The 23,597-nt window shown below is 34.8% G+C and carries 23 protein-coding genes; 9 read left to right on the top strand and 14 right to left on the bottom strand.

Annotated features, from left to right (window positions below):
• The first annotated feature begins 69 nt into the window (after positions 1-69).
• Positions 70-987, top strand: a complete 918-nt coding sequence (locus LD272_RS18025) for a zinc dependent phospholipase C family protein (RefSeq protein WP_226038000.1) — start codon at positions 70-72, stop codon at positions 985-987.
• Between the two features lie 122 nt (positions 988-1,109).
• Here the strand turns inward: LD272_RS18025 and LD272_RS18020 are convergent, their stop codons facing one another.
• The 4 genes from LD272_RS18020 to wrbA form a co-directional block, all read right to left on the bottom strand.
• Positions 1,110-1,994, bottom strand: a complete 885-nt coding sequence (locus LD272_RS18020) for a M15 family metallopeptidase (protein WP_226037999.1) — start codon at positions 1,992-1,994, stop codon at positions 1,110-1,112.
• Positions 1,995-2,225: 231 nt separating this feature from the next.
• Positions 2,226-2,468, bottom strand: a complete 243-nt coding sequence (locus LD272_RS18015) for an IDEAL domain-containing protein (protein ID WP_226037998.1) — start codon at positions 2,466-2,468, stop codon at positions 2,226-2,228.
• Positions 2,469-2,629: 161 nt separating this feature from the next.
• Positions 2,630-3,910 carry an MFS transporter gene (locus tag LD272_RS18010; RefSeq protein ID WP_226037997.1) on the bottom strand — a complete coding sequence of 427 codons (1,281 nt, stop codon included), beginning with the start codon at positions 3,908-3,910 and terminating at the stop codon, positions 2,630-2,632.
• 161 nt (positions 3,911-4,071) lie between these two features.
• The gene (wrbA, locus tag LD272_RS18005) at positions 4,072-4,674 is read right to left on the bottom strand and encodes an NAD(P)H:quinone oxidoreductase (RefSeq protein WP_226037996.1); all 603 of its coding nucleotides are present in this window, start codon (positions 4,672-4,674) and stop codon (positions 4,072-4,074) included.
• Positions 4,675-5,018: 344 nt separating this feature from the next.
• Between wrbA and LD272_RS18000 the strand changes: the two genes are divergently transcribed.
• Positions 5,019-5,882: a cation diffusion facilitator family transporter gene (locus LD272_RS18000; protein WP_226037995.1), complete on the top strand. Its 864-nt coding sequence runs from the start codon at positions 5,019-5,021 to the stop codon at positions 5,880-5,882.
• Between the two features lie 329 nt (positions 5,883-6,211).
• Here LD272_RS18000 and LD272_RS17995 read toward each other — a convergent pair whose 3' ends face one another.
• The 5 genes from LD272_RS17995 to xylB form a co-directional block, all read right to left on the bottom strand.
• Positions 6,212-7,243, bottom strand: a complete 1,032-nt coding sequence (locus LD272_RS17995) for an ABC transporter substrate-binding protein (protein ID WP_226037994.1) — start codon at positions 7,241-7,243, stop codon at positions 6,212-6,214.
• Positions 7,244-7,315: 72 nt separating this feature from the next.
• Entirely contained in the window at positions 7,316-8,308 is a 993-nt protein-coding gene (locus LD272_RS17990; RefSeq protein ID WP_226037993.1) for an ABC transporter permease, read from the bottom strand.
• A gap of 29 nt (positions 8,309-8,337) precedes the next feature.
• Positions 8,338-9,822: a sugar ABC transporter ATP-binding protein gene (locus tag LD272_RS17985; protein WP_226037992.1), complete on the bottom strand. Its 1,485-nt coding sequence runs from the start codon at positions 9,820-9,822 to the stop codon at positions 8,338-8,340.
• A 17-nt stretch (positions 9,823-9,839) separates the two neighbouring features.
• Positions 9,840-10,505, bottom strand: coding sequence for a transaldolase family protein (locus tag LD272_RS17980; RefSeq protein ID WP_226037991.1), 666 nt, complete (start codon positions 10,503-10,505; stop codon positions 9,840-9,842).
• An 11-nt stretch (positions 10,506-10,516) separates the two neighbouring features.
• On the bottom strand, positions 10,517-12,025 hold the full coding sequence (gene xylB / locus LD272_RS17975) for a xylulokinase (RefSeq protein WP_226037990.1): 1,509 nt from the start codon (positions 12,023-12,025) through the stop codon (positions 10,517-10,519).
• Positions 12,026-12,284: 259 nt separating this feature from the next.
• Between xylB and LD272_RS17970 the strand changes: the two genes are divergently transcribed.
• Genes LD272_RS17970 through LD272_RS17950 form a run of 5 tightly spaced genes read left to right on the top strand, consistent with a single transcriptional unit; the run spans position 12,285 to position 17,738 of the window.
• Entirely contained in the window at positions 12,285-13,313 is a 1,029-nt protein-coding gene (locus LD272_RS17970; protein ID WP_226037989.1) for a LacI family DNA-binding transcriptional regulator, read from the top strand.
• 5 nt (positions 13,314-13,318) lie between these two features.
• On the top strand, positions 13,319-13,750 hold the full coding sequence (locus LD272_RS17965; protein WP_226037988.1) for an RbsD/FucU family protein: 432 nt from the start codon (positions 13,319-13,321) through the stop codon (positions 13,748-13,750).
• A gap of 22 nt (positions 13,751-13,772) precedes the next feature.
• The gene (locus LD272_RS17960; protein ID WP_226037987.1) at positions 13,773-14,423 is read left to right on the top strand and encodes a class II aldolase/adducin family protein; all 651 of its coding nucleotides are present in this window, start codon (positions 13,773-13,775) and stop codon (positions 14,421-14,423) included.
• Positions 14,424-14,438: 15 nt separating this feature from the next.
• On the top strand, positions 14,439-15,908 hold the full coding sequence (locus tag LD272_RS17955; protein WP_226037986.1) for a rhamnulokinase: 1,470 nt from the start codon (positions 14,439-14,441) through the stop codon (positions 15,906-15,908).
• Positions 15,909-15,950: 42 nt separating this feature from the next.
• A complete protein-coding gene (locus LD272_RS17950; RefSeq protein WP_226037985.1) occupies positions 15,951-17,738 on the top strand; it encodes an L-fucose isomerase in 1,788 nt (595 codons plus the stop codon).
• 353 nt (positions 17,739-18,091) lie between these two features.
• Here LD272_RS17950 and LD272_RS17945 read toward each other — a convergent pair whose 3' ends face one another.
• The 4 genes from LD272_RS17945 to map form a co-directional block, all read right to left on the bottom strand.
• Positions 18,092-18,625: a GNAT family N-acetyltransferase gene (locus tag LD272_RS17945; RefSeq protein ID WP_226037984.1), complete on the bottom strand. Its 534-nt coding sequence runs from the start codon at positions 18,623-18,625 to the stop codon at positions 18,092-18,094.
• A 33-nt stretch (positions 18,626-18,658) separates the two neighbouring features.
• Complete coding sequence (locus LD272_RS17940; protein WP_226037983.1) at positions 18,659-18,952, bottom strand: AzlD domain-containing protein; 294 nt, start codon at positions 18,950-18,952, stop codon at positions 18,659-18,661.
• The gene (locus LD272_RS17935; protein ID WP_226037982.1) at positions 18,949-19,677 is read right to left on the bottom strand and encodes an AzlC family ABC transporter permease; all 729 of its coding nucleotides are present in this window, start codon (positions 19,675-19,677) and stop codon (positions 18,949-18,951) included. Before LD272_RS17935 ends, LD272_RS17940 begins: the two co-directional genes overlap by 4 nt.
• Before the next feature lie 210 nt (positions 19,678-19,887).
• On the bottom strand, positions 19,888-20,643 hold the full coding sequence (gene map, locus LD272_RS17930) for a type I methionyl aminopeptidase (protein WP_226038066.1): 756 nt from the start codon (positions 20,641-20,643) through the stop codon (positions 19,888-19,890).
• A 173-nt stretch (positions 20,644-20,816) separates the two neighbouring features.
• Between map and LD272_RS17925 the strand changes: the two genes are divergently transcribed.
• On the top strand, positions 20,817-21,542 hold the full coding sequence (locus LD272_RS17925) for an ABC transporter ATP-binding protein (protein WP_226038065.1): 726 nt from the start codon (positions 20,817-20,819) through the stop codon (positions 21,540-21,542).
• Positions 21,535-23,175: a putative ABC transporter permease subunit gene (locus LD272_RS17920; protein ID WP_226037981.1), complete on the top strand. Its 1,641-nt coding sequence runs from the start codon at positions 21,535-21,537 to the stop codon at positions 23,173-23,175. The genes LD272_RS17925 and LD272_RS17920 overlap by 8 nt, the downstream gene beginning before the upstream one ends.
• 61 nt (positions 23,176-23,236) lie before the next feature.
• On the opposite strand, the gene LD272_RS17915 is transcribed toward LD272_RS17920, so the two are convergent.
• Positions 23,237-23,344, bottom strand: coding sequence for a YjcZ family sporulation protein (locus tag LD272_RS17915; RefSeq protein WP_226037980.1), 108 nt, complete (start codon positions 23,342-23,344; stop codon positions 23,237-23,239).
• Positions 23,345-23,597 lie beyond the last annotated feature (253 nt).

The raw sequence follows: 23,597 nt of genomic DNA, 5'->3' as shown, positions 1-23,597 counted from the left end.
TCAAGAGTTGAGGCGTATCTTTATAATATATAATAGTAGAGAATCTGTTCCGATTAGGAGGAATAACGAATGCCAAATATTTGGACACATATTTTGTTTTGTGAAGAACTACTAGATACAATCGATGCTCCTGCTTCTTACAAGCAACAAGAAGCCTATCTAAATTTGGGGGCACAAGGGCCAGATCCATTTTTTTACCACAACTTTTGGCCATGGATGAAAAATAAAAAAGTTAACAATATAGGAACTTTACTACATACAAAAAAATGTGGTGATTTCTTAATGAATCTTATAACCGATGCAGCAAATGGAGATGATCAGACAAAAGCCTATGTATTTGGCTTTATTACTCATCATATTTTGGACCGCAATACACATCCTTATATTCACTATCGTGCGGGATATAGTGGAAATAAGCACCAAAAGTTAGAGGTAATCATTGACACTTTGCTGATGGATCAGTTCCGCAATCTAAAGACTTGGAAGGCACCTGTATATAAAGAAATTGATTCTGGAAGAAAGCTACATTCGAGTATTCATACACTACTCCATGAAAACATTTCTAAGCAATTCCCTGATGCACTTGAGGGTGTGCCAAAAAACTACATTCTAGATTCTTACAAGGACATGAAGCTTGCACTTCGAGTTTTATTTGATCCTTATGGCTGGAAAAATTTATTGTTTGCACCACTAGTCTCATCCTTTTCTCATCAGCCAGTAAAAAAAGACATAGACTTCTTAAATAACCAACAATCAACTTGGTACCACCCAGCAACGAATGAATCTAAGAAGAGTAGTTTTCTGCAATTGTATGAAGCAGGACGTGCGGAAGGAATAGAAATAATGTCTGAAGTAGTCTCCTTTTTGGAAAAACCATCTCCCCAAAAGAAAGAAAGGTTACGAATTTTAATCGGGGATATATCTTATGATACTGGTGAACCATTAGAGTTTAATTATATGAACCTGTACTGTGCTCCTATCGTTTGAGCGGATTGATTAATGCAACTTCCTATCGTATGAGCTTATTACACACGAAACATACACAACTTCAAATTTCAAGAAATTAAACTGCACGCCAATTGTTAGACAAACAATTGGCGTGCAGTCTTTTAATATCCATATCCAAAATACTCTTCTAAAGTCATCTGGTTAAGATAAACCTCTTTCGCAATATCCATACCAACATAACGGATATGCCAAGGTTCATAGCTATAACCTGTAATCTCACTATCACCTTCAGGATAACGAATAATAAAACCAAACTTATGAGCGTTTTCTGCTAGCCATGCCCCTTCATCAGTTTGTTTAAATGTTTGTTCCAAAGCGAAAGCTACTTCGGCTGTTGTAACATCCATCGCCAAACCCGTTTGATGCTCGCTAGTTCCTGGTCGTGCTGAAAATTTATCTGCTTCCTCTTGGCCTTTTGTTTCTACATTTCTCTCATATATTTGCTTTTGTCGTTGAAACGATCGATACCCTGATGAAGCAACTAAGTCTAATCCCGCTGCTTCTGCTTCTAAGAAGAGTTCTTCTAGTGGAGTAGCTGCAACTGATCTCATTTGTTTCTTCGGATCAAAATAATCAAAAGAGAATGGAACATTTGGTACAACTAAATTTGGAGGTTCATATCCATCCGGAAGCCTTCTCTGTTTATTCACAAAAACTTCAACACTTTCTGGATTACTTACAATTACTAATCCAAACTCATCTATTTTTTCAATATGTTGAGCTACTTCTTTACTTTCTTCTGTTTCTTCTTCATCTGTGGATTCCTGACCATTTTTGTCTGATTCCTGTTCTAACTTATCTTCTTGATTGTTTTTGTCCTTTTCTTTTTCAGAGTCATTATCAATAGGTGGTTGTTTTTTATCGTCAACCACGGTTTCACCTTCATTCACTCGTTCACCGTTGTCCATTTTTTCTTGTTTTTGACAACTTATTAATAGGGTTAAACTTATCACTAATAATACTGTTAATAATTTAGTCAATTTCATAAAAAATCCCTTCATCCCTGCTATTTTAAAAAACACTCTTGATGCTAAAAAAATTAATTATCCAAAGGTCAGACTCCACGTATTATACTATTAGAAATCAATTCTGTTAATAAAAATATAACATACTTAACTAGAAGTTAGCTCAAGGGAAAACTTACCAATTAACTTTTCTTTATAAATATCAAAAAAAGATCCCTGTCATAATAACAAGGATCTTTACTTATTAAGTTATCATTCCCATGTGTAATGTTGATATTGTTTACTTAAGTCTAAAAAAGTTTTTTTGTCATTACTATCAATGGAATCATTGATCTGTTCTTCTAGCTTTGCCTTATTCCAATTAAAGCAAAGTTCATCAAGTAATAATTTGGATGCGAGCTTAATTTCATAAGAAATTTCCCTTTTAGCAACGATTTTCGATTCATTTCCACTACCAAAAATTTGTAAATTGTAAATTACCTTATGTTTTTTCATGGAACACAAGCCCCCTTGTTCCTTTTTTTTATTATCCTAGATTTTTCAGATTAATGCAATAATTTTCTGAATATTTATTTATATTTTCCCTAATTAATTTAAAATTAAACGTAAAACCCTAGAATCAGTAACTTATGGATAATGATTCTGGGAAGTATAGTTTAATTTTTAACAAACAGAGTATCTGCCGATTCTTTGTCCTTCGATCTTGGTTTGATTGTTTTAAAAGATAAGATAGCTGCGACTAAAGCTAATATAGCTAACAAACCTACTAACCAAATAAGATTTTTGGTCATAAGTATAGCAGTAATTGGCGGACCAACGGCCACTCCTACATACCTCGCAGAGCTATATATGCAAGTCACCGTACCCCTTACATCTTTTTGTACACTTTCTGTTATCATTGCATCCAGACATGGAAGTCCCGCACCAATGCCAATCCCACAAACAAGAAAAACAATTAACAAGTAAATAAATTGACTAGAAAATTGTACAGCTACAACTGCAGCCGCAGCAATTAAAATTCCAAAGAACGTTATCCATTTCATTTTCACCAAATTATCCTGAATGACTTTTCCAGTAACGAATGAGGTTAGGCAAAGAGCTGCAAGTGGTCCAGCTAAATAAAATCCTTTCTTTATCCCATCAATATCATAATTCTCTTCCAAAACACTTGATAAATAGAACAAAATACCAAATAAAATAAACATTAAAATTGCACCTATTATAAAAACAGACAGAAGCCAGCCGCCATGAATGTGAAATGTTTTTTTCGTGTTTTTCCAAAATTTACTGAAATTTGGCCCTTTCTTATCATCAACAGGTTTCTTCACTAAAAAAAATACTAATAGTGCAGACGATAAACAAAAGATAGGTATTGCAAAAAAAGGTAAGAACCAAATAATACCCGCTAATAAAGAACCAAGAATCGGACTTAACACTTTTCCAAACGTATTGGATGTTTCAACGAGTCCCAGAGTTGAGCTAACATCCTTTTCTTTTTTGAACATATCACCAACAAGAGGTAATACTATTGGTGCAGTGCCTGAAACTCCAATACCTTGTAAAATTCTACCCGTTAGAATTATCATGAATGGATCATTCATTTTCCAGGCCGCATAGCCAGATACGAGACCACCAAGACCAGATAAAATAAGCGAAGGGATAATGACAACTTTTCTACCATACCGGTCTGAAAGATACCCTGCAATTGGTATAAGAAAAATAGCTACAATGGAGTACACCGTTATTATGTAGCTCGATTGTAATTTCGATATTCCCATTTCTTTTTCCATTAATGGTAACACAGGGATCAGCATAGAATTTCCCAGTGTCATGATTAAAGGTATCGAGGCTAAGGAGATAATAGCCCACCTTTTTTCATGAACTTCGTTTTCTTGTTTTGAATTTTCCCTTGTTTCTTTGTTCTTGTTCTGCCCCATACATACAATCCTTTCAAAATTAATTCCAATCGTTTTTCTTAAATAATAGTTGCTTTTTTTTAGGCATGTTTGATCACCCTTGACGACGTTGTTTTCAACGATTTAATTTAGTTTGCTAAAAAAAGCTCACCCTATTAGGATGAGCTCCTACAGTTATTTTATTACTTACTGCCTACAACCATATTTGTAACTTCAACAGTCCTTCTGGCCTGATGTTTAACCGACTTTTCTACATCCTCCACCATGTTACCGTCTTGATCTACTGTTACACTTACACCATAAGGATTTCCACCCGCCACAAATAGTTCTTGATTTGTATAACCAGGAGCTGCCACAATTGCACCCCAATGAAACATTGAAGTATAGAAATTTAAGATGGTTGCTTCTTGACCACCATGCGGATTTTGAGCCGAAGACATGGCACTTACAACTTTATTAACAGTTTTACCTTGTGCCCAAAGTCCACCAGCAGTATCCATAAATTGCTTTACTTGAGATGGTACATTTCCAAATCTAGTTGGAATACTAAAAATCATACCATCCGCCCATTCTAAATCATCCATTGTAGCCTCAGGTACATCTTTTGTAGCATCATAATGCTCTTTCCATGCAGGATTTTGGGCAATAGCTTCTTCAGGAGCTAACTCCTTTATCTTTCTAAGTTTAACCTCTGCTCCAGCTTCTTTTGCGCCAGCTTCTGCCCACTTAGCTAATTGATAATTTGTACCAGTTGAACTGTAGTAAAAAATTGCCATATTTGCCATTTTTATTCTCCTTTCAAATATCATAATTAGTATAGACATTTACAAAAAGTACATACCTAGACTGCTTCTTCTATTTAATTTTGGGCGTTATATAAAATAAATACAGCAAGTTTCAACCGTCACCTTAAGTATTAATTTTAAAATTAAATAGCAAAGGAATTAGTTTCCTATATTTCATTAGCCAATACTTGGTGATATTAATGTTAGATAGTATTTTACTTAAGGAAACATAGTTGCTATTAATCAATACATGTTCCTTTACGACTATTTTTTTCTCTAGACTCATACAATGACAATTTGATAAGATATTGATGCTACAGGCAATGAATCGGAGGCAAAAGATAATGGGGCAATATGAAAATTTAAAAAAAGGTGAAAAAGGTGCTTGGATTAGTATCGTTAGTTACCTTTTACTCGCAGCTATTAAAATAATCGTTGCTACTATTGGTGGGTCTGAAGCACTAAGGGCAGATGGTTTAAACAATACAACTGATGTTATTGCATCAATAGCAGTATTAATTGGATTACGTATTTCTAGAAAGCCTCCTGATAAAGATCACCACTATGGGCATTTCCGTGCGGAAACAATTGCTTCACTAATTGCAGCTTTTATAATGATTACAGTTGGTTTGCAAGTCATATACGGTACGTTTGAGTCAATTATTAATAATAACTACTCACAACCAGACATGATAACGGCTTGGACAGCATTATTCGCAGCAATTATTATGTTTTTTGTCTATCGATATAACTTAAAGTTGTCAAAAGAGGTTAAAAGCACATCGCTATATGCAGCCGCCCAGGACAATAGATCTGACGCACTCGTTAGTATTGGAGCATTTATAGGTATTGTGGGTGCAAATTACGGATTATTCTGGTTAGACCCTGTCGCAGGTTTTATTGTAGGTCTTATTATTTGTAAGACAGCTTGGGAGATATTTCGAGATGCAACACACACATTAACAGACGGGTTTGATGAGCAAAAACTAGAACAGATTAAAACAAGTATCGCTAAGGTTCCGGAGGTTGAAGTAGTAAAAGATGTAAAGGCTCGCTTACACGGGAATCAAGCTCTAGTTGAAGTGACAATATTTGTTGATCCGGAGCTTACCGTTCAGGAGAGTCATGATATTACAGAGCGTATTGAGGCCCTCTTAAATCAAGAACATGATATTCCTCACGCGCATATTCATATTGAACCATCATAAGAGATGGACAGTTTGAAATAAATTCATTAAGAAAAAAAGGCATATTTCGGCGGACATTGTAAATCTTATGATAATTCAGTTTAAGTGAAATTTGTTATCAAAAAAGACGAATTTTATTTCAATTAAAGTCGTCTTTTTATTGATTCATGTATTCTAATTTGCTTATGTTTAACTCATTAGTTTCAATATTCGTTTTAGATTAACGGTGAAGATTGTCATGATAAAAGTACTGCTTTTTTGGGACTTATACTTTTTCTATCTTTTTTAAACAAAAAAGAAACCATCGCTTTTAATACAAGCAAATGGTTTCTTTATACTACTTTTTCTACTTACTCATAGATAGCTGCTTGAATTTCTTCATCTTCAATATTTTCACTATCATACCAGTAGAATCCTGTGTCAATCATTTCCGGAACTTCTTCTCCATTTAACGCATCTACAGCAGCTTTTACTGTTTCATATCCAATACTTTCTGGATTTTGTGTAATTGCTCCTGACAAGACTCCGTTATTAATCGCATCAATTTGTTGTTTACCAGAATCAAAACCTACAACTACTACTTCTCCTTCTTTTCCTAACTCTTGAACCGCATTAACAACACCAATGGCAGAACCTTCGTTAGAACCATAAATACCAGCTAAATCTGGATGGGCTTGAAGCATAGTTTTGGCTAAGTTAGTAGATTCTAAGTGATCCCCTTTACCATATTGTGTATCTACTACTTCAATATTTGGATATTCATTTTCAATTGTTTCCATAAAACCATCACGACGATCAACACCTGTTACAGATACCTGGTCATGAACAACTAGTGCCACTTTACCTTTTTCACCTATTAAACTTGCCATTTGGTGTGCTGCTTCTGCAGCTGCAGCATAGTTATCAGTAGCAGCAGTTGTAATCGGAATGTCACTATCCACACCAGAGTCAAACGCTACCACTGGAATATCTTTTTCTTGAGCATCTTCTAAAAGTGGTGCAGATGCTTGTGAATCCAACGCAGCAAAACCAATTGCATCTGGGTCTTTATCTAATGCAGCTCTTAACATTTCAATTTGCTTATCAACTTGTGATTCGTTATCTGGACCTTCAAATGTAATTTCTACATCAAATTCTTCCGCTGCTTTCTCTGCACCTTTTTGCACGGCTTGCCAGAATTGATGCTGAAAACCTTTAGAAATAATTGCGATATAAGGTTTATCATCATCTGCTTCAGTATCCGAAGACTCTTCTTTTGATTGTCCATTTTCAGAACTTGAATCACTTGAACTAGATTCTTCATCACCACTACCACATGCAGCTAACACCAACAACATTGACGCTAAGACAACAAGAAATGCTAGAAACTTTTTTACTTTCATACTAAACTCCCCTTTGTACAAGTTTTTTTATGAAATAACTCCTTTAATGAGTTAAAACCAAAGATTAATAGTTTATTCACCTTTTTTACGTAACATATCAAAGTAAACAGCAAGCAAGATAACAAAACCAATTACAACTGTTTGCCATTCTTGAGGAATCGACATGATACGTAAACCATTTGTTAAAACACTCATAATTAAAGCACCAATCATAGTACCAATTAATGACCCTTTACCACCACTTAGGGATGTACCACCAATAACAACTGCTGCAATTGCTTCTAATTCATACCCCATACCTAATGATGGCTGTGCGGAATTTAAACGAGAAGCCATAATAACACCTGCAACACCAGTAAAACATCCAGCGATGGTATAAATAATCATCTTCCATTTTTTCACATTAATACCGGATAATCGAGTTGCTTCTTCATTACTACCAATAGAGAACGTATATCTTCCTACAATCGTTTTGGATAATAAAATCCAACCTATAATTACCATAACAAAAAATATTAATACTGCGTTTGGAACAGAGATTGCTGGAATGATAGATCCAAGTGCAATTTGATTAAAACCTTCTACATCACTAAAATAAATAGGCGAAGCTCCTGAAATAACTAATGATAACCCTTCTGCTATCATCATCATTGCTAGCGTTGCAATAAATGGCGGTATGCGAAGTATGGATACAGAAAAACCAGATACAAATCCGATTAACCCCCCCATCAGAACACCACCTAGTATCCCTACAATAACGGGTAATCCTAAATAGACAATAAATACACCCGTCATAACAGACGTCAAAGTCATTCCTGTACCAATGGATAAATCAATCCCACCAGTGATAATTACAAATGTCGTTCCTAATGCTAAAATACCAATAACAGTCGTAGATAATAAAATCCCTTCGACGTTTGACCATGTTAAAAAGTTTTCTGATGCAACAGAGAAAAAGATAATTAAAATAATTAAACTAGCAAAAGCTAGGATTTGTTGTAGTGCTTGGGAACCTCCTAATAGCTTTTTGCTATTCCCTTGTTTATTAACTGCAGTATCTGCCATCTGTTTTCACTCCCTAAAAATGATTAGTGTTACTTTGTTGCATACCCCATAATTTTTTCTTGATTTGCATCCTTATTCAATAATTCTCCAGTTACACGCCCTTCATTCATGACCACAATTCGATCACTTAAACGGAGAACTTCTGGTAATTCTGAAGAAATCATAATAATAGATTTCCCTTTATCAGCAAGTTTTTCTAGCAAATCGTATATTTCCTGTTTTGCACCTATATCTATACCTCTAGTTGGTTCATCAAAGATAAGGATGTCAGAATTCTTTAGTAACCATTTAGCAATAACGACTTTCTGTTGATTCCCACCAGATAACAATTTTACTGGTTGATTAACACTTGGGGTTTTCACTTTCAAACTAGCAGAATATTCTTGTGCATCCGCTTTCATTTGTGACGGTTTTACAAACAAGGCTTTCGTATATTTTCCTAAAGAAGAGATTGATATATTCTCCATCACTGTCATATCTAACATCAAACCAAATTGTTTTCTATCTTCTGATAAGTATCCTATTCCATGATTCACAGCATCCACTGGTTCTTTAATATTGACTTCTTCACCATGAATTTTAATACTTCCAGTAAATGGATCAGCACCAAAGATTGCTCGAGCAACTTCCGTTCGACCTGCCCCTACCAACCCAGCAAAACCTAAAATTTCTCCTTTCATTAAATGAAAGGACACATCTTTCAAATATTTATTCTTCAAATTCTTTGCTTCTAAAACTACTTCTGTAAAGTCATCTGGATTGGATTCTTTTTGTTCGATTGTTATTTCTCTTCCTACCATTAAAGATACTACTTGACTAATTTCTGTTGTTTCAGTCGAAAGTGTATCAATATACTTTCCATCTCGCATAACCGTTATTCGGTCTGATATTCTTTTTAATTCTTCCATTCTGTGAGAAATATAAATAATTCCTACACCTTGTTTACGTAATCGATTAATCATATCAAAAAGTGTATTGATTTCTGTATCCGTTAATGAAGCAGTTGGTTCATCCATTATTAGAATTTTAGCATTGAAGGATAAAGCTTTTGCGATTTCAACCATCTGCTGTTTCGCTACGGTTAACTGGGATATTTTAGTTTTTGCATCCAGATCAATATTTAACTGTTTAAACAATTCGTCTGTCTTTCGATTTAACTCTTTACTTTTGATAAAAAAGTCAAATCCCGCTCTAGGTTCTCTTCCAATAAAAATATTTTCAGCAACAGTCAAATCCCGCATTAAGTTCAATTCTTGGTGAACAATGTTGATCCCCATTTCTTGCGCTTCTTTTGTGTTAACAGGAGCTATTTCTCTTCCATCATAAACGACAGTTCCTTCATCTTTTTGATAGATACCCGTCAGAATCTTCATTAAAGTAGATTTACCTGCACCATTTTCACCAATCAGCGCTAATACTTCTCCTTCATATAAATCTAATTGCACTTTAGATAATGCTTTTACACCAGGAAAAGACTTAGAGATGTTTCTCATTTCTAATATTTTATTTGCCATTATAAAGCTCCTTTCCTTTAAGGTTTATGGATTTCTGTTCTTTCCATATAACTCTCCCAATCTTCTTGGAACGCAGTCAAACCTTCTTGAGTTAAAGGTGAATGAAACATTTTCTTTAAAATAGGAAATGGGACTGTTACAGCATCATAGCCAAATCTTGCTAAATCTGAAACTACTTGAGTAGTACGAATACTTGCTCCAATGATCTTGGTTGATGCGCCTAATGATTGAATAATTTCTTTTGCATGTTGGATAAACTGTTGACCTTGTAAAGATTGATCATCTAACCTTCCAATGTAAGGGCTGATATATGTAACGTTCGCTTTTGCTGCTAACACAACTTGAGATAGTGTATAAATCAACGTCATATTAACCTCTATATTTTTCTCGCGAAGCAAATACGCTGCTTCTAGCCCATCTTCTGTCATTGGTAATTTAATAACTGGATGATCTACCCAATCTTTAAGCTCCATTGCTTGTTCATACATACGGTCTGCTTTTTCTTCAGTTACTTGCATCCATATCTTTCCGTTCACTTTTTCATTAATGTGTTTCATTATTTCTTTATGTTCAAAAGATTCTTTTGCGATAATACTAGGATTCGTAGTGATCCCATCTAAAAACGGATAACGATTCGCAAATTCAACATGGTCACTATTCGCTGTATCTAAATATATTTCCATTGTCTCTCTCCTTAGTAAAATTGTTCTGTTTTATAATAGGCTATTGTAAACCGATTTAATAATTCATTGTATTCTTTATGTGTTTTTTGATTTGAAAAAATTGTTGTTTCGTGGTTTTGCCACTCTTTTGCAACTGAAAAGTCTTTCAAAAGTCCAACTCCTATTCCACCAACAATTGCCGCACCTTTTGATGTTGTTTCTTCTACATCACATGGAATGTTGATAGGCTTTTGAAATAAGTCTGATACCATTTGTCGCCAAATCATACTATTGGCTCCCCCTCCAAATAACCAGAACTCCTTCATCGATAAGCCGCTTTCCTCAAGGGCATCTAAGATTAATCTTAGATTTAGTGTAATCCCTTCCATAGCAGCTCGGGAAAAATCACCTCTTTTGTGTTCTGGTGTCAAACCTAAAATAGAAGCTTTAATTTCTTCTTTCCACCAGGGTGATCTTTCTCCTAACATATATGGTAGAAAAGTAAGACCATTAGCACCTATGGTTGATTGTTCTATTTCTTGATTCATCACTTGATATGCTTTTTTCTTATCTGTGAGCGAATAATCTCGATACCACTGTGTAATGACCCAATCTATCAGAGTACCCGCCGCTTGCATGGTACCAATTGGCATTATTTTTGTATCATCTAAATGGATAAAATTAAAGATTCTTTTTTGCTCATCAATTATAGGATTGTCACTTACACCAGCTACCCATGATGAGGATCCTAAATAGTTAAATGCATCCCCAACGTTTACAATACCTGCTCCTAACGCTGCGCAAGAGCCATCTGCGCCACCAATTACGACAGGTGTTCCTTCTAGTAATCCTATTTCACTTGCTACTTGTTCTTTAACAGTCCCCGCAACTTTAGTTGATGCAACCACGTCTGGTAATTTACTTTTATCTATTTTCCAAAAGTCAATGATGTCATCACACCATTTCTTTTGGTGAATATCGAATAAATTGGTTCCACTGGCATCCGAATAATCAGTTAAAAATGCACCTGTTAATTTTGCTACTATATAATCTTTTGCTTGAAGAAACTTATAAGTAGCTTGATAGATTTTCGGTTTATTTTCTTTTATCCAAGCTATTTTAGGTCCACTATAAGAAGAAGTCATTTTATTACCAGTGATATGATAAAGATAATCTTCACCTAAAGACGTCGTTGCTAGATTTGCTTGTTTTGTTGCTCGCATATCTGCCCAAATAATAGCTGGATGAATAGAATCACCTTTTTTATCTACTGGCACAACCCCCATCATTTGGCCACTAAATGTCACTACATTAATTTGTGAAGGTTCTATATTATTTTCTTTAATTAAATAATTTGTGGACTCACAAATTGCTTGCCACCAGTTAAGTGGATTCTGTTCTACTTCATTATGTCCTAAATAGGAAGTACGATATGGAGAAGTAAAACTGCCTTTCACCACTCCACTCGTATTAAAGAGTGTTGCTTTCACACCACTCGTTCCAATATCATGAGCCAGTATCAACGGTGTACTTAAAGGCATCTCATCACTCTCCCACCTTTTTTGGTAACGCTTTCTGTTATCGGTAACACAAAATTATCACACCCGTTCTTAGGTGTCAATAAAAATTCGAAATTTCTAACTATTGAATTCGATTGCATAAAACTATTTATAACCGGTGATATCAATGGTTATTTGTATTACAATAATATTTGAATAGTATTTTTTAGTAAAAATACTTGCATATAATAATTGTTATCGATATCATTATTTATAAGAATTCAAAAAAAGAGGTATAAAAATGGTTACTATTTATGATATAGCGAAAAATGCGAAAGTTTCTCCTATGACAGTTTCTAGAGTAATCAATAATTCTGGGAATATTCGATTGACAACAAGAGAAAAAGTGGAAAAAGCAATTAAAGAATTAGGTTATGTTCCTAATTCAGCTGCGAGAAGTCTTATATCCAAGCGAACAAAAACATTAGGATTAATATTATCTGATATATCCAATCCATTTTTCTCAAAAGTTGCCAGAGGTGCTGAAGATAAAGCTGTTGAAATGGGATACAGTGTTTTCATGACAAACACAGATGAAGATTTTGAAAAAGAAAAAAATTATATTAATAGGATGCTCTCCTCTCGAGTAGATGGAGTAATCCTATCACCTACAAATAATAATAGTATTAAACATATTCAAAAGTTAAACCAACATAACATTCCTGTAGTGTTATTCGACCGAACCATCGATGGTTTTGTAGGAGACCATGTACTAGGTGATAGTTATAAAGGTAGTCGTGACCTTGTCAAACATTTAATAGATATAGGTCATGAAAAAATCGCTTTAGTGAATGGTCCACATCATTTATCAACCTCGCGTGAGCGTCAACGCGCTTATGTTGAAACCTTAAAACTCAATGATTTATCTATCCATGAACACTATATATCTGAATTAGATTTTAGAAGTGTTCAATCAGAAGATGCCCATCAAATTTTAATGAAATTGATGAGTTTAGATAAAAAGAAACAACCAACGGCAATTTTTGCAGCCAATAACTTTATTGCCATTAGTATCATTCGTTCTTTACGCGAAATGAATATAAACGTACCAGAAGATGTATCAATTGTTTGTTTTGATGAAATTGAACATGTACATTTTGATCCATTTTTCACAGTAGCTTCTCAACCTGCATTAGAAATTGGAAGAATTAGTGCTCAATACTTAATTGAAAGACTTGAAAATGATAATTTGGATGAAGAAAGAATAGTAATTTTACCTCCTGAGATCCATATTAGAAAATCTTCTAAACCATTAATAGATAAGGAGTGACGAGAATGTTAAAAAATATTCCTAGTATTATATCACCTGAACTACTTAAAATTTTACATGAAATGGGGCACGGGGATGAGATCGTTATTGGAGATGGGAATTTCCCTGCATCGAATTATGCTAATCGTTTAGTTCGCTGTGATGGACATGGTGTACCTGAACTTTTAGATGCAATCCTTACTTTATTCCCTCTAGATACTTTTGTAGAGAAACCTATTTCTCTTATGGAAGTTGTGAACGCTGACCAAGACGAAAAACCTGAAATTTGGAATACATATCAAAAAAAATTAAAAAAACATCAAATCTCAAAAGAACAAATTGAGCATGAGGAACGATTTTCTTTTTATGAAAGATCTAAGAAAGCGTATGCAATTGTAGCAACTAGTGAAAAAGCTCTTTATGCCAATATTATTTTAAAAAAGGGAGTAATCTCTTAAATTTCACGAGGAGGGAAATATCATGACAAATGTAAAAAAGCAATTAAGTGAGTACGCAAAAAAATTAGTAACTTCTGGCTTAGTAGTTGGTGCTGGTGGAAATTTAAGTATGCGTGACGGGGAGTACATGTACTTATCTCCTAGTGGTTTTGATTTAAAAGAAATCGAAGAAGATCAATGGGTAAAGATTCATATTGAATCAGGAGAAGTAATGAGTGATTTAAAACCATCTTCAGAAATTCTCATGCATTTAGAATGCTTTAGAAAAAGATCCGATATTAATTCTGTACTTCATGCACACCCTAGCTATTCGGTTGGTGTTTCTTCTACTGGAAAAAATATCCCAAGCATGTTTCCAGACTTCCCTGCCATGGTAAAAAATGTGGAATATCTTGATTACATGATTCCTACTACACATGTTCTTGCAGATGCTGTTGCGGATGTAATTGAAAATACAGACGTCATAGTAATGCGAAATCACGGTGTGTTAACGGTCGGAAAATCAATGAAAGAAGCTTATTTCTTCATGCAGCTTACTGAAGAAGCTGCTAAAGTATTCACAATTTCTTCTACTGTTGGAACACCAAGACTTCTAACTGATGACGAATGCGAAGATTTAAAAAATTTATCCAGTGAAAAATATCGTGCGAAATTATTAAAAGGTTCTCAATAGAAAGCGAGGGTAAGCATGAAAAAAGTATGGACTTTTGATATTGGCGCATCCAACGGAAGGTTAATGCTTAATACTTTTGATGGCCAAACAATGAATTTAGAAGAAATCTATCGTTTTCCAAATCATCCTGTTCATGTTACCGGTAATTATTATTGGGACATTTTAAACCTCTTTACAGAAATCAAAAAAGCAATGTTAATTAGTGTACAAAAGGGACATGATGAAATCGAAAGTATGGGAATTGATACGTGGGGAGTTGATTTCGGCTTACTTTCTAACACTGGTGAACTATTAGGAAATCCTTATAGCTATCGCAATCCGAAAAATGCTAGAGGAATGGAGAAAGCACTCGAAAAGATCTCTTCTAGCAAATTATTTGAATTAACAGGAGTAGAGACAGCACCTATCAATACATTATTTCAATTAAATACAATCAAAGAGGATTATCCAGAACTTTTAGATAAAGCAGAAACTTTACTTTTCACACCAAATTTGCTCGTTTATTTGTTTACAGGTGTAAAAAGTAATGAATTTACGATTAGCTCGACTAGTCAAATGTTATCAGCTGGAAAATCAGAATGGGACGTGGAGCTTTTAAATACTTTAGGTATTGATAAAAAAATGTTAGCTCCTATTGTAGAACCATTAACCATTGCTGGAGAAACGTTATCCGAAATAAACGATGAATTACAAATAAAGCCGGTGAAAGTCATTAATGTTCCAGGCCATGATACTGCATGCGCCTTGGCAGCTCTCCCTTTGACAGATGATGGATCTGCTTTTATGAGTTGTGGAACATGGGTTTTGATTGGTGTACCCGTTGATCACCCTGTCACGAATAGTGAAGCAGAGTCTTGGGGATTTACAAATGAAGGCACTCTTGAGGGAAAATATCGACTTCAAAAGAATAATATGGGCATGTGGTTGTTACAACAATGTCGCGTTATTTGGGAACGAGAAGGAATTGAAACGAATTACGAAGAAGAAAACTGTTTATTTGAAAAAACAGAAGCGTTTCGTTCTTATATAGATCCAGATGCCCCAAGGTTTTTCAATCCAGATAATATGGTGGAAGCCATTCGGAGTTTTTGCAAGGATACACAGCAGCCCATCCCTGAAACACGAGGTCAACTAATACGCTGCATTTTAGAGAGTTTAGCTCTAAAATATTACTGGGTTATTAATCGTTTAGAGCACTTAACAGGGAAGAAAATAAAGCGCATACATATGGGAGGTGGTGCAATCCGCAATAAAAACTTGTGTCAATTAACAGCGAATGCAACGAATCGAGAAGTCTTAGCAGGCCCTATAGAATCTAGTTCTATTGGTAATGCTGTTGCACAATGGATTGCTTTAGGTGATATTGATGATTTACAAGAAGCTAGAAAAATTGTAAAAAAATCTTTTGAAGTTAAATCTTATGAACCAGAAAGTCAACAAGATTGGGGAAAAGTTTATAAACAATTTTTGAATTTTATAGATTAGTTTTTAAACTACTTTTATAAAAAATAATAGGAGGAATATATCATGACAAACAATAAACGACTAATCGGCGAGATGCCTAAGATTGGAATTCGACCTACTATTGATGGGAGAAGAAAAGGTGTTCGTGAATCATTAGAAGATAAAACAATGAATATGGCTAAAACAGCAGCTGAATTTTTATCTAGTAATTTACGTTATAACAATGGTGAACCAATAGAAACGGTTATTGCGGACACTTGTATCGGTGGAGTGGCTGAAGCAGCGCAAGCAAAAGCAAAATTTGACAAAGAAAATGTAGGGGTAACCATCACGGTAACACCTTGTTGGTGCTATGGATCTGAAACAATGGATATGAACGCTAATCGTCCCAATGCTATTTGGGGATTTAATGGTACAGGAAGACCTGGTGCCGTTTATCTAGCAGCTGTTCTAGCAGCTCATAACCAAAAAGGTATCCCCGCTTTTGGTATTTACGGTAGAGATGTTCAAGATATTGATGATAACTCCATTCCTAGTGATGTTCAAGAAAAATTGTTACGTTTCGCTAAATCAGGTATTGCTGTTGCTATGTTAAAAGAAAAATCTTACTTGTCTATCGGTTCAGTTTCTATGGGGATTTCAGGTAGTATGGTAGATGAAGACTTTTTCCAAGAGTATCTAGGTATGAGAAACGAATATGTGGATATGACAGAGCTATCACGTCGTGTTAATGAAGGGATTTATGATAAAAAGGAATTTGAACAAGCTTATAAGTGGGTTAAAGATAATGCTATATTTGGTTCTGATACAAACGCAAAAGATAGACAACGTACGGATGATCAAAAAGAAGAAGATTTAAAAATGAATATTAAGATGACTATTATTACTCGTGATTTAATGGAAGGTAATCCTAAATTAGCAGAATTAGGTTACGAAGAAGAAGCGATGGGACATAATGCCATTGCATCTGGATTCCAAGGACAACGTCAATGGACTGATTACTTACCCAATGGTGACTTTATGGAAGCTATCTTAAACTCATCTTTCGATTGGAATGGGATTCGAACTCCATATATGGTAGCAACGGAAAACGACACTCTTAATGCTGCAACGATGTTATTTGGACACCTATTAACTAATTCAGCGCAAGTTTTTGCTGATGTTCGTACGTATTGGAGTCCTGATGCAGTTAAGCGCGTATCCAATAAAGAACTTGAAGGTAAAGCTAGGAATGGAATTATCCACTTGTTAAATTCAGGTTCTGCTGCATTAGATGGTACCGGTGAACAAGAAATAAATGGTAAACCTGCTATGAAACCATTCTGGGATATTTCAGAAGAAGAAGCGGATAAATGCTTGAAGGCAACCCAATGGCGGCCTGCTAACACAGAATATTTCCGTGGTGGGGGATTCTCTAGTAATTTTAAATCTAAAGGAGACATGCCTGTTACCATTGCTAGAGTTAACTTAATCAAAGGATTAGGACCCGTGCTACAAATTGCAGAAGGATATACAGTTGAATTATCAAATGACATTCATAATATATTAGACAATCGCACAGATCCTACTTGGCCAACTACTTGGTTTGTACCTAATTTAACTGGAGAAGGTGCATTCCGTGATGTATACTCTGTTATGAACAATTGGGGTGCTAACCACTGTTCTATGAGCTATGGTCATATAGGTGCAGATTTAATCACACTAGCATCTATGCTACGTATCCCCGTAAATATGCATAATGTGAGTGATGAGACAATCTTCCGTCCAAGTGCTTGGAATATGTTTGGAACTAAAGACAAAGAAAGTGCAGATTATCGCGCTTGTCAAACATATGGACCATTATACAAATAATATACGTTAACATTTTACCTGCATCGTAACAGACACTTACGATGCAGGTTTTTGTTGTCATGCAGTTCCACGGAATTGTCAAGATTTTATCTTTAATGTTTTCATAACAAGTCGATTTTTGATTCCTTTATAAAGATATATATTCGTTTTGTATTATTACATGTAATGTTTATTAAACAATTTTTTCTTAATTGGACATATCCCTTTTTCTTAAATTTGGTTTTGTCAGCTAATAAACAACTTTTCATTAACATTAAAAGATTTATTCTTATCCCTATCTAATACTCTCTGGTGAATTATACAAAAAAGTACCCTATAGGTACTTTTTTTAGTGTTAGCTTTGTAAATATACTCTAGTTAAATTTAGTTATCAGTTCATCGATTCTTCGCCAGCCGAATGCTGTTTCCTGATAAGTTCCTTCTCCAATTGATGTTTCTTCTTCGTCTACTTGTTCGGCTCCGAAATCGATATAAAACTTGCTTGATGGATTTTGTGTTAGAATCCAGACTAATATAGATTCATATCCTTCTTTTTTCATTGCCTTTGCAAATGCATCTAATAAAATAGTTCCAAGACCTTTTCGTTGGTAATCTTTTAATAAATAAACTGCATATATTTCTCCATCATAGCCGAAGCGCTTGGTTCTTTCTTTGCCTCCAGAAATAAAACCTACTATATCATTATCATCATCATGAAGGACAAGTGCAACCTGCCCTTTCATAGGCATCTGTAGAATTGTTTCCCACAATGTCTTTCTATTTTCAAAAGTCATATTTGATAAATCTTCTTCATTAATTAAATCAGAATATGTTGTTTTCCAACTTTGAACATGTACCTCCGCAATTTTATCGGCATCTTCTAAGACAGCTTTTCTAATATGATACAATTTGATTCATCCCCCTCATCTATGTCTAAAAAATTAAAAAGTCAAAAAGTACACGGTTGCAATTGATCCTATCACTATTAATATTATATTAAAACCTAGGAAAGCCAAAATAATAGCTATCAACCCACCTAAGAGTCCAACATGTGGTTGATCAGGCTTTACTGATAAAATCCCCGGAAAAATCAATGCTCCTAATGCGGCATATGGAATTGCATTTAACCACCTGTTTATCCAATTAGGAAAATTAACTTTATCAACGATATAAGCTGGAACAACTCTTGGAATAGCGGTAACAATAGCCATGCCAATTATTATAAGGAGAATCATGCTTTATCCTCCTTCAACAAGAAAATACCCGTTGCACCACCAACTAGTGTTCCAACTACGATGGCCCAACCTACATCTAAAAATTGACTAAAAATAGCATTCGTTAACATCGCTATGATTGCAATCATTCCAAATTTTAATTCCTTTTTCACAGAAGGGATTAATAAACCAATGAACATGGCATACAATGCAACACCCATACTTTGACTTAACGCTTCTGGAATTACATCTCCTAAAACACCGCCCAAAAAAGAACCGAACACCCAAGAGAAATAACCCGTGAGAATGAGTGCAGTATAAAAATAAACTCCTTTATCTTGTTTTGCCTCGTCGCTATGAATGGAAGCAACAGTAAATAATTCATCAGTAATGCCTAAGGATAAAGGAACTTTCCAATTCAACCCAATACCACGTAATCTATTCATGAATGATAGACTCATCACAAAATGGCGAAAATTAAGTACAAAGGTTGCTATTATGATTTCTATTGCTCCTGTTCCAATAGCAATCATCCCAGCCCCCATAAATTGACTAGCACCCGCAAATACTAAAACACTCATTAGCGTCAACTCAAAAAGCGACATTCCTGCCTGTTTAGCTAATACTCCATAGGTAATAGCTACTGGCAAGTATCCCATCATAATTGGAAGCCCCTTTGAAATTCCTTTTTGAATCATTATCAGTCTTGTTGATCTATGTGTATTTTGCATTACATTCGATGGCATTTGCTAACTCCTTGCATAATATAACTTTTAACTAATATTTTCATATGTAGCTTCAGAACAATAATTCTATTTAAAACTATACAACAAAAGCGTACATAAATAATACTTTATCATATAAAAGTGGTAAAGTATTACAAAAAAATTTTACAATATTTTTTTTAGTTACACAGCAAAGGACAGGTCACTTTATGTACCTGCCCCTCTTTACTACTATATTTCATCCTGACTTGTTAAAATCATTGGACCTTCTTTTGTAACTACTATTGTGTGTTCGTATTGAGCAGATCGACCACCATCAACTGTTCTTGCTGTCCAGTTATTGCTATCCATTTGACTATGCCATGACCCTTCATTGATCATTGGCTCAATAGTAACAACCATTCCTTCTTTTAAACGGAGCCCTTTCCCTGCTTCACCGTAATGCGGAATATGTGGTTCCTCGTGTATCGTTGGCCCAATCCCGTGGCCAGTAAAATCTTTTACTACAGAGTATCCTTCTTTTTCTGCATATGTTTGGATTGCATGGCCAATGTCTCCAATTCGATTACCTACTTGCGCTTTTTCAATTCCTTTATATAAAGCTGATTTCGTTACTTCTAGTAAATGAGCTGTTTTCTCATCTGCAGGACCGACAACATACGTCCATGCTGAGTCTGCCAAACCACCGTTTAAATTAACGACCATGTCAATGGTTACGATATCTCCTTCTACTAGTTTTTCGTCTCGAGGAAAGCCATGACAAATTTCATCATTTATTGAAGCACAAGTAGCAAATTGATAACCGTTGTAACCCTTTTGTTCAGGTGTTGCACCGTGTTTTTTCAAATAGCCTTCAACAAAATCATCAATTTGTTTTGTTGTGACGCCTGGCTTCATTCTTTTTGCGATTTCTTTATGACAAGAGGCTAACAATTTGCCTGCCTCTTGCATCATAGCAATTTCTCTGCTGCTTTTACGCGTTATCATATTCATTACTCCCTTTCTATCTATAAATACATTATCATAAAGGTGAAATTTATAAATCCCCTATAAAGTTTATCATATTTTGCAAATGAAAATGTTAGAATGGACTTATCCTACTTAAAAATATAGATACGGTACGTTTTTAGACGGTAAATGAGATAAGAAAGGTGATTAAAGTGATAACGATTAATAATGTGACAAAACACTATCCAGGAAATAAACGTGCAGTAAATAATTTAAACTTGAGCATACCCGACGGGGAAATTTTTGGTTTTTTAGGGCCTAATGGAGCTGGAAAATCAACAACCATTAAGATGATAACTGGAATCTTACCAATTGACGAAGGATCAATTATTATTAATGGTAATGATATTGTCAAAGAACCTTTAGCTACAAAGAAAAAATTTGGCTATGTTCCTGATCGACCAGATGTCTTTCTTAGGCTAAGGGGTATTGAATATTTGAATTTTATTGGTGATATATATGACGTCCCAAAAGAGATAAGAGAAGAAAAAATAGAGCGTTTGACAAAAGAATTTGGTATTTACCATGATTTAAACGATCACATCCATACTTACTCCCATGGAATGAGACAAAAAATTGTTGTCAGTGGCGTTTTACTTCATGACCCTGATGTCTGGATTTTGGACGAACCATTATCGGGCCTAGATCCTAAATCATCATATACATTGAAACAAATGATGAGAGAACATGCTGCTCGTGGAAAAACAGTGTTTTTCTCAACGCACGTTCTAGAGGTTGTTGAGCAACTCTGTGATGAAGTTGCGATCATTAACAACGGTAAACTTGAATTTCACGGGAATATGGATGAAATGCGAGATCAATTCAAGTCGGGAGAAACACTCGAACATATCTTCTTGGAGTTGACTAGTAATGAATAAAACTTGGAACCTAATTAAGGTCACATTAAAGATGCAGTATTCTTCAGTTGGAAAAAGCAACTCAGAGAAGTACGGAGTTTATATCTTATTGATATTTCTTATTCCTTTTGCATTCATTATTTTTTCCGTAGCTAATACTATTATCCAGGAAATGTACCAGGTGTTAAGCCCCTCTGGCAATGAAAGCCTTATTCTTGGTGTAACATTTCTTAGCCTTAGTTTTATTTTATTCTTGGTTAGTATTGGTTCAATCCTTAGTTCTTTTTATTTTTCCGAGGATATAGAATCATTTATTCCTTACCCATTTCAGCCCTACCAATTAATGGTGGCAAAAGCAGCAACACCCTTTATTCACTTATACATAACAACAGCTATATTTTTCTTGCCAATACTTCTCTTTTATGGAGCTATCAGTCATGCCTTTTTCTTATATTACTTATATGGATTACTGCTTTTTTTACTAATACCAGTTATTCCGTTCATTCTATCAGCCCTTATTGTTATGTTCTTCATGCGTTTTGCAAATATATCAAAAAATAAAGACCGAACAAAGGTATTTGCCGGGCTGTTATCACTTCTTTTTATTATTGGTATAAATGTAGCAATTCGATTAAATCAGGACCCAGGTCAACTAGCAGAGATGCTAACAGGAGCACTTCAACAGCAGAACGGATTACTCGAAACGCTCACAAAATTTATACCGACTGCATTCGTAGGAACAATGGCATTAGCTGATCATGATACTGTTAAAGGTTTGCTTTATCTATTAGGAATGATTGTACTATCTGGATTAGGAATTCTTCTATTTCTAACAATGGGGCAAACATTATACTTTAAAGGTGTACTCGGGTTAAACGAGGGCAACAAATCAACCAAAAACAAAAGTATCTCTAGGACAAAGGTAGTTTCTCACCATGTCTGGATTACATATGTCTTAAAAGAATTAAAAATAATATTTCGCACGCCTACATTCTTATTGCAATGCGTAATTCAGAGTCTGTTCGCGCCAGTATTTTTGGTAGTCATTTTACTTTTAGAGAACTCCGCTTCGCTAGGTGAATTACTAGCTAATTTCGAAGGTAAATATGTGATTCTTATTTTATTTTTAGTCACTTTATTTATATTAGGTGTAAATCCTACTTCAACCTCGGCAATTTCTAAGGATGGTACAGATTGGTATCTCAATTTATATTATCCAATTAGCATGAAACAAATTATCACAAGTAAAATTATTGCGGCATGGATGATTAATTTATTATCTATACTATTAATCCTTCTAGCTAGTCTGTTTCTAATAAACATCCCAACAACCATTCTGATCATGTGGTTGCTTCTGGCTCTTGAAGTCAATTGGTTTACAAGTTTAGTTGGGACATACTTAGATTTTTTGAAACCAAAATTAAAATGGACCGACGAACAAGAAGTATTTAAATCTAGAATGATTAGTTTAAAAGTGTTAATGTTTGAAGTAGGTATATTCGGAACAATCGTTTTACTATTATGGAATATTCCTATCATACAAGGATTATGGGTAACCACCATCCTATTATTTTTGCTATTAGCAATAGCGATTTTCACTATACATTACTTACTAAATAAAAAAATAGCAGAAAAGCATTACCAACAAATATAGATAAATAATAGGTAGAAACCAATTGGTTTTCTACCTATTTTCTTGAGCATCCTTAATCTAATTAGTAAGCTCCATATCCCCATGATGACCCTATAATAATCAATAGGATAAACAAGACAACCACTAACGCAAAACCTGATCCATATCCTGCTCCTGCTACTGCACCCATGTTTTTAATTCCTCCCTTCTTTTTAGGATACATTAGTTTATGTAGAATTCTTGGTAATGGACTACTTGCTAATGAAAATGGGCAGGAAACCAGATTGGTTCCTGCCCCCTGCTTTATGAGTTATAGAGGCTCTATACTAAATGTGGTGGTGTCCTCAGTTCTATCAAGGCTTTAAAAGAAGTCAAAAAAATACACTCATTCCCCTCTCTTTTGTTATCCTAAAGTTGTCGAGACAAAAGGAAAAGGAGAGGGA

Origin of the sequence: Aquibacillus saliphilus (assembly GCF_020404745.1) — a bacterium.
GTDB classification, from domain to species: domain Bacteria; phylum Bacillota; class Bacilli; order Bacillales; family Amphibacillaceae; genus Aquibacillus; species Aquibacillus saliphilus.
This window is presented reverse-complemented; position numbering and strand designations above follow the sequence as displayed.

Excerpts from the sequence above, each read along its gene's own strand:
- LD272_RS17935 (WP_226037982.1), bottom strand. The coding sequence starts at position 19,677 with ATGCCATCGAATGTAATGCAAAATACACATAGATCAACAAGACTGATA.
- LD272_RS18020 (WP_226037999.1), bottom strand. The coding sequence starts at position 1,994 with ATGAAATTGACTAAATTATTAACAGTATTATTAGTGATAAGTTTAACC.
- LD272_RS18015 (WP_226037998.1), bottom strand. The coding sequence starts at position 2,468 with ATGAAAAAACATAAGGTAATTTACAATTTACAAATTTTTGGTAGTGGA.
- LD272_RS17920 (WP_226037981.1), top strand. The coding sequence starts at position 21,535 with ATGAATAAAACTTGGAACCTAATTAAGGTCACATTAAAGATGCAGTAT.
- LD272_RS18025 (WP_226038000.1), top strand. The coding sequence starts at position 70 with ATGCCAAATATTTGGACACATATTTTGTTTTGTGAAGAACTACTAGAT.
- LD272_RS18010 (WP_226037997.1), bottom strand. The coding sequence starts at position 3,910 with ATGGGGCAGAACAAGAACAAAGAAACAAGGGAAAATTCAAAACAAGAA.
- LD272_RS17970 (WP_226037989.1), top strand. The coding sequence starts at position 12,285 with ATGGTTACTATTTATGATATAGCGAAAAATGCGAAAGTTTCTCCTATG.
- LD272_RS17955 (WP_226037986.1), top strand. The coding sequence starts at position 14,439 with ATGAAAAAAGTATGGACTTTTGATATTGGCGCATCCAACGGAAGGTTA.
- LD272_RS18000 (WP_226037995.1), top strand. The coding sequence starts at position 5,019 with ATGGGGCAATATGAAAATTTAAAAAAAGGTGAAAAAGGTGCTTGGATT.
- LD272_RS17995 (WP_226037994.1), bottom strand. The coding sequence starts at position 7,243 with ATGAAAGTAAAAAAGTTTCTAGCATTTCTTGTTGTCTTAGCGTCAATG.
- LD272_RS17960 (WP_226037987.1), top strand. The coding sequence starts at position 13,773 with ATGACAAATGTAAAAAAGCAATTAAGTGAGTACGCAAAAAAATTAGTA.
- LD272_RS17950 (WP_226037985.1), top strand. The coding sequence starts at position 15,951 with ATGACAAACAATAAACGACTAATCGGCGAGATGCCTAAGATTGGAATT.
- LD272_RS17915 (WP_226037980.1), bottom strand. The coding sequence starts at position 23,344 with ATGGGTGCAGTAGCAGGAGCAGGATATGGATCAGGTTTTGCGTTAGTG.
- LD272_RS17940 (WP_226037983.1), bottom strand. The coding sequence starts at position 18,952 with ATGATTCTCCTTATAATAATTGGCATGGCTATTGTTACCGCTATTCCA.
- xylB (WP_226037990.1), bottom strand. The coding sequence starts at position 12,025 with ATGCCTTTAAGTACACCGTTGATACTGGCTCATGATATTGGAACGAGT.
- map (WP_226038066.1), bottom strand. The coding sequence starts at position 20,643 with ATGATAACGCGTAAAAGCAGCAGAGAAATTGCTATGATGCAAGAGGCA.
- LD272_RS17980 (WP_226037991.1), bottom strand. The coding sequence starts at position 10,505 with ATGGAAATATATTTAGATACAGCGAATAGTGACCATGTTGAATTTGCG.
- wrbA (WP_226037996.1), bottom strand. The coding sequence starts at position 4,674 with ATGGCAAATATGGCAATTTTTTACTACAGTTCAACTGGTACAAATTAT.
- LD272_RS17985 (WP_226037992.1), bottom strand. The coding sequence starts at position 9,822 with ATGGCAAATAAAATATTAGAAATGAGAAACATCTCTAAGTCTTTTCCT.
- LD272_RS17965 (WP_226037988.1), top strand. The coding sequence starts at position 13,319 with ATGTTAAAAAATATTCCTAGTATTATATCACCTGAACTACTTAAAATT.
- LD272_RS17990 (WP_226037993.1), bottom strand. The coding sequence starts at position 8,308 with ATGGCAGATACTGCAGTTAATAAACAAGGGAATAGCAAAAAGCTATTA.